Source organism: Peribacillus sp. P4_C12 (genome assembly GCF_056402095.1).
The window spans coordinates 1-2,043 of the sequence record NZ_JBFUIB010000595.1 but is presented as its reverse complement, the minus strand read 5'-3'; the positions used below and the strand labels follow the sequence as shown (position 1 = coordinate 2,043).

The following is a 2,043-nucleotide window of genomic DNA, read 5'->3' as shown; positions in this document are numbered from 1 at the left end:
CTCCACAGCGATGGAGAATATTTATGTCGTTATCTTCTAGCGCTAATACTAACTTTTTACCCATTTCAACTTCAAAAGTTCCTTGGTTAAATACAGTTACGTAAGGCATTTTATACCACCTCATATATATAATATCTTCCAATTGGTCTTTAACATATTTATTGTCTTACCTTGCCCATATGACATAAAAAAATGTAAAGTCATTCCTGATTGATGTAAAAGATGAATGAAGAAATGGAAAACTCGTTTTGCTTTCATTAATGAATAATAACTCTCATGAAGACAAACTTTAAGTACATTAATAAATCTAGATTGAACAAGATGTAAGCCGATATAAATAATATAAAAATCTAGATTGAACTTTTTGCGTTCAATGATGATTATCGCAAAAAAGAGAGAAAAAATAGAAGGGAGGTGCGTGTCTGTGAATAATGGTAATTGCGATTTTTCACCAATGAAACAAATATTAAAAGAGGATATTCGCCAAGTAATAACTGAATTACAGAATAACTTAGAAGCAATGGATAATGAAAACTATTGTCTTCTTGGAAACTTTGAAAAAATCAAAGAAAATTTTGTCTACATTGACATGAAAGCTGCAACTTTTTATTTAAACTGTTATTTGTCTCCGTTTACGGACAAATATCCCGAATTATCAATTTGTGTACAAAATATGTCGAATCTGAGACATGGTGGCTTAATTGTGATTCAACGAGAAGATTCTCTTGAGTCTTTGATTCAACCAGGAATTTCAATTGGAGCAGAATTAACCCATTCTTTATTGGAATCAATATTTTTCCCTGGAAATCCACTACATGATGGTGCTGTACTGGTTACTCTTAATCATATTGATTCCGCAGCAAATGTCCTTCCACTTTCAGACAGATCATCAGAGGGTAAAAAACTTGGAACACGCCATCGTGCTGCTTTAGGTTTAACTGAACGAAGTGATGCTCTTGTACTGGTAGTATCTGAGGAAACAGGTAGAGTTTCATTTGCCTTAAATGGGAACCTGTATCCAATTACTAATCATGGGTCTCTATAGAGGAATGAAAGCCATATGTCTTTTCTAATAATACCAGCTGTTTATAATTACAGTCGCATAGGCATTAATTAGCTTAATGGTTTGTTAAAGCCGGGAAGAAAATGATTTGAAAAAAGGGATAATCGAAATGATCAAAACAATTGTCCTTATTTGCGGCAGCTTAAGAAAAGAATCTTATAATTGAATCATTGCTGAGGCATTTACCAGACCAGGATGATTCAATCGAATTTCGCTGGAGAAGCTGTGCAAGCTCATGTTCTTCCGTTTCAAAAAATACTAATTTCGCATGTACTTGAAAAGATTGACTCCAATCATAGAATGATTACTGACGAAAAAACAAAAAGATATCTTCAGCGTTATTTACAACAAAATATAGTTTAGATTAGGTTCATTATTTTGGACGATTCAATATGATTCGTGGTCAGCAGACGATTCAGAAGGGAATACCATTGAATCAAGAGATAAACAAGTAGTCAAGCGCTTTTTCAAGAAAACCTTGGCTATTTCTCATGTTTATAAACCTCGTGTCATAACATTGGATAAAATCCAGCCTATCCTRTAGCGATTCAAGAGTTAAAAGAAGAGAAATGCATGACTTCAGGCATGCAAATAAGGTAAGTTAAACATCTGAATAATATGGTAGAACAGGACCATCGTTTTATAAAGTTGTGAGTTCGTTTGTCACTTTAGGAGTTATTTTCCACCTATTTTATTTTGCACATTCATCTTAAAAAACACAACTCTCATCACATGGGGTGAAATCAGGAAACTGCATTTAACGTTAAGGAAATTCAAATATATAAGCCCAATTTCTCGGTGTTGTACGTGAGAAATTAGGCTTTATTTACTTCATAAAAGCGTCATTGGTGGAATATTAAAAATTCCGAAAAAACCACATAAATGACTTCTGTACAGTCAGTGTATGATTAGCAGTGAAATAAGAATCTTCAACTTAGCCCCTTCACTATTAGGGAAGTTCTTTTTTCTTAATACACCCG

General features: G+C 33.4%; 1 protein-coding gene and 3 pseudogenes. 3 read left to right on the top strand and 1 reads right to left on the bottom strand.

Annotated features, from left to right (window positions below):
• Positions 1 to 109 (bottom strand): annotated as a pseudogene (locus AC1DUW_RS26950) (2Fe-2S iron-sulfur cluster-binding protein); the annotation flags it as partial.
• A gap of 315 nt (positions 110 to 424) precedes the next feature.
• Here AC1DUW_RS26950 and cdaS point away from each other — a divergent pair.
• The 3 genes and pseudogenes from cdaS to AC1DUW_RS26935 all read left to right on the top strand — a co-directional run.
• Positions 425 to 1,045 carry a sporulation-specific diadenylate cyclase CdaS gene (cdaS, locus tag AC1DUW_RS26945; protein ID WP_180320463.1) on the top strand — a complete coding sequence of 207 codons (621 nt, stop codon included), beginning with the start codon at positions 425 to 427 and terminating at the stop codon, positions 1,043 to 1,045.
• Between the two features lie 237 nt (positions 1,046 to 1,282).
• Positions 1,283 to 1,426: pseudogene (locus AC1DUW_RS26940) on the top strand (NADPH-dependent FMN reductase); the annotation flags it as partial.
• A gap of 37 nt (positions 1,427 to 1,463) precedes the next feature.
• Positions 1,464 to 1,660: pseudogene (locus AC1DUW_RS26935) on the top strand (DDE-type integrase/transposase/recombinase); the annotation flags it as partial.
• Positions 1,661 to 2,043: the final 383 nt, after the last annotated feature.